Origin of the sequence: Lysobacter enzymogenes (assembly GCF_017168095.1) — a bacterium.
GTDB lineage: Bacteria > Pseudomonadota > Gammaproteobacteria > Xanthomonadales > Xanthomonadaceae > Lysobacter > Lysobacter enzymogenes_D.
This window is the reverse complement of the sequence record NZ_LXSD01000167.1, coordinates 1-3,511: the sequence shown is the minus strand read 5'-3', so window position 1 is coordinate 3,511 and position 3,511 is coordinate 1. Positions and strand designations below refer to the sequence as shown.

Here is a 3,511-nt window from a genome sequence, read left to right as displayed (position 1 = left end):
GCGCCCGCCCGGGCGGCCAGTCGGCCTGCGGCGGCTCCGAACCCGGCGCCTGAGCCGGCCCAGGCGGCGCCCGTCCGGGCCCGGCTGAGGCCGGGCGGCGACGGCGGTAACGGATTGGGCTCCCATTAATTGACAATCATTCTCATCCGTGGCGGAATGGTCGCGCAGCCAGCCGGCTGCCAACCGAAGACCAGCGCCGTGTACGTCTGCATCTGCAACGGAGTCACCGACCGCGATATCCGCCAGGCCGCCGAAGCCGGCTGCCGCAGCGTTTCGGAACTGACCATGCGCACCGGCGCCGGCGCCAATTGCGGCAGCTGCCTGGACCTGGCCGGCTCGCTGCTCGAGCAGGCCCGCAACGTGCGCGATCTGCCGCTGTCGGTGTTGCAGCAAGCCGCCTGACCCGGCCGCCTTCGGCCCGCGATCTTTCCAGCTCGCAATCGTCTGCAACGGCCGCCTCGCGCGGCCGTTTTCGCATCTGCGGCAGCCCTGCGAACCGCGCCTTTTGCGAGCGATTCACGCTTCCCGTTGCGCACGATTCGCGTTTCGTCACGGCCTGGGCGAAAGGGCTAGAGTGCCGCCCATCGCAACGCAGGAGCCGGCCATGAAGGGCGACGCCAAAGTCATCGAATTCCTCAACAAAGCGCTCTTCAACGAGCTGACCGCGATCAACCAGTACTTCCTGCACGCCAAGATGCTGAAGAACTGGGGCCTCAAGGAACTGGCCGAGCACGAGTACCACGAGTCCATCGACGAGATGAAGCACGCCGACAAGCTGTCGGACCGCATCCTCTTCCTCGACGGCCTGCCGAACTTCCAGGCGCTGGGCAAGCTGCGCATCGGCGAGAACCCGCGCGAACTGCTCGAGTGCGACCTGGCGCTGGAGCTGGAGGCGATCCCGCTGCTGCGCGATGCGATCAAGCATTGCGAAAGCGTCGGCGACTACGTCAGCCGCAAGCTGTTCGCCGACATCCTGGATTCGGAAGAAGAACACGTCGACTGGATCGAAACCCAGCTCGCGCTGATCGAGCGCCTGGGCGAGCAGAACTACCTGCTGACCAAGATCGAAGACGAGTGATGCGCGGGAGCCTCGCGCTCCCCCGCCGCGGTGCGATCCACGAGCCAGCCGACGCCAGCCAGACGGATCGAGCCACCGCAGCCGCGCAAGCGGCACTTCCTCCAGCCAGCTTCGGCGATGCGCAGCGCATCGCCGGCCCGCCAGACGAAACCCGAGCCGCCGGCCCCGCGCCGGCGGCTTTTTCGTTGCCCGCTCGCCGCGTAGCCGCGGCCGCTTCCTGTAGGAGCGGCGCGAGCCGCGACCGCGGCAACGCAACTACGCCGACAGTCCGGCGCGAGCGGAAGGCCCGCGGTCGCGACTCGCGTCGCTCCTACAGGGGCTTCGGCCGCGATGCGCGGGCATGAAAAAGCCGCCGGCATCGGCCGGCGGCTTGCGGGGCATCGATCGTTCGCGCGCTTCAGCCCGCCTGCAGCGGCTTGGGCTCGCGCTTGCGCCGCCGGAACAGCAGCCGCCACAGCCACCACAGCATCAGCGCCAGGACCACGGTGATCGTCGCCACGATGCCCAGGCTCAGCCACGGGTGGGCGAAGGCCAGCGCCAGCACGCCGAGCACGGCGGCGTCTTCGGTCACCGAGGCGGTCCAGTTGCTGACCGGTTCGGGCGAGGTGTTGAGCAGGGCGCGCGAGCCGGACTTGAGCAGGTGGCTGGTCAGGGCCACGCCGGCGCCGGCGGCGAGCGCGCCGGCGCCGAGCTGGCCGTCGGGCGACATCGTCGCCGCGGCCAGGAACGCGCCCACCGGCACCCGCAGCAGGGTGTGCAGCAGGTCCCAGCCCGAATCCACGCCCGGGATCTTGTCGGCGAAGAACTCGCCGACCGTGAGCAGGCCGCAGACCCCCAGCACCCACGGCGACTGGGTCGCCTGCAGCGCCGGCGGCAGGTCCAGCCAGCCGAGCATGCCGGCCAGCCCGACCCCGAACACGGTCAGGTAGACCCGCACGCCCGACAGCCAGGCCAGAACTACGCCAACTGCGAACAGGTGCGCTTCGGACATCGCGGCGTTCCCGTTAAGATTGAAGGTTGAGTATAGGTAAAGCGGCGGCTTCGGGCCGTCGACGTCCCCGTATGAGCAAAATGCCGCCGCCGCGCTTCGTCATCGTCCAGCAGCAGCCGGACAAGCGACCTTATATCTGGTCGGCGGTGGGCGTGGCGTGGGCGGCCTCGCTGGCGCTGGCCTGGTGGTGGTCGCAGTCGCTGGCCGCGCCGCAGCTGCCCAAGCTCAAGTCCCAGCTCGAGCAGACCCGGCGCGAGCTGCGCCAGCGCCAGGGCGAGCTGGACAAGCTCGCCCAGCGCGAGGCCAACCTGCAGCGCTCCGACCAGATCAGCCGCGCCGCCAACAAGCAGGTGCAAAGCTCGCTGGCCCAGCGCGAGGAGGAAATCTCCGACCTGCGCGCCGACGTGGCCTTTTACGAACGCCTGGTCGGCGCCACCGCGCCGGCCAAGGGGCTGAACGTGCACTCGGTGGAATTCCACCCCGAGGCCGGCGGCACCTGGCGGTACCAGATCGTCCTGACCCAGAACCTGAACCGCGGTGCGGTGAGCAGCGGGGGGCTGCAGTTCCAGGTCGAGGGGGTGCGCGGCGGCAAGCTCGCCAGCATCGGTTGGGACGAGTTGCACCAGAAGTCCAAGGCGCCCGCCCAGGACTACTCCTTCCGCTACTTCCAGACCCTCGACGGCAGCGTGATGCTGCCGGCCGGGTTCACTCCGCAACGCATCCGCGTTTCGTTGCGCGGAGAGAACGCCTCGATCGAGCAACGCTTCGCCTGGAAGAGCGGCGTCACCGTAACGACTGGGGAAACCTGAAAGATGTTCAAGACCAACAGCAAACCGGCCCCGCTGCGCGAAGGCCAGGTCGACACCATGATCGGCTCGCAGGTGGTGATCCGCGGCGATCTGCAATTCAGCGGCGGCCTCTACATCGAGGGCCGGATCATCGGCAAGCTGATCGCCGCCGACGGCCAGCCCGCCAGCCTGACCCTGGCCGAGAACGGCAGCATCGAGGGCGAGGTGCGCGCGCCGGTGGTGGTCATCAACGGCACCCTGCATGGCGACGTCTACGCCAGCGAGCGGGTCGAACTGGCGTCCAAGGCGCGGGTCGAGGGCAACGTCCACTACAAGGTGGTCGAGATGACCGCCGGCTCGCAGCTGACCGGCCGCCTGATCCACGCCGACGCCCAGCACGCCGACGCCGCGGCCGCGTTGCCGCCGCCTGAAGCTGCGATTACCGCCGCCGCCCTGGTGGATTGAGCCCGGCCGCCGCCGCCCTCACGCTGGGGCGGATGAGCGAGGAAACCCGTCAATCGCGTCCCGCGCCCGCCGCCTCCGCGGCGGGCGCCGCGCACCCGTCGCAACGCTGGCGCCTGCCGGCGATGGCGCTGCTGGCCGCGGCCCTGGCGTTCGGCGCCTGGGGGCTGTGGCGCTCGTTCAGCGGCCAGG

General features: G+C 69.7%; 5 protein-coding genes. 4 read left to right on the top strand and 1 reads right to left on the bottom strand.

Annotated features, from left to right (window positions below; all coding sequences use genetic code 11):
- Positions 1-198: 198 nt before the first annotated feature.
- A complete protein-coding gene (locus tag A7A76_RS04690; RefSeq protein WP_074873493.1) occupies positions 199-402 on the top strand; it encodes a (2Fe-2S)-binding protein in 204 nt (67 codons plus the stop codon).
- Between the two features lie 202 nt (positions 403-604).
- Positions 605-1,078, top strand: a complete 474-nt coding sequence (gene bfr, locus A7A76_RS04685; RefSeq protein ID WP_206410105.1) for a bacterioferritin — start codon at positions 605-607, stop codon at positions 1,076-1,078.
- Positions 1,079-1,475: 397 nt separating this feature from the next.
- On the opposite strand, the gene A7A76_RS04680 is transcribed toward bfr, so the two are convergent.
- Positions 1,476-2,069, bottom strand: a complete 594-nt coding sequence (locus A7A76_RS04680) for a DUF4126 domain-containing protein (RefSeq protein ID WP_206410104.1) — start codon at positions 2,067-2,069, stop codon at positions 1,476-1,478.
- A 71-nt stretch (positions 2,070-2,140) separates the two neighbouring features.
- Here A7A76_RS04680 and A7A76_RS04675 point away from each other — a divergent pair, with 71 nt between their 5' ends.
- Complete coding sequence (locus tag A7A76_RS04675; RefSeq protein WP_241200725.1) at positions 2,141-2,878, top strand: DUF6776 family protein; 738 nt, start codon at positions 2,141-2,143, stop codon at positions 2,876-2,878.
- 3 nt (positions 2,879-2,881) lie between these two features.
- A complete protein-coding gene (locus tag A7A76_RS04670; protein WP_206410103.1) occupies positions 2,882-3,322 on the top strand; it encodes a bactofilin family protein in 441 nt (146 codons plus the stop codon).
- The last annotated feature ends 189 nt before the right edge of the window (positions 3,323-3,511 follow it).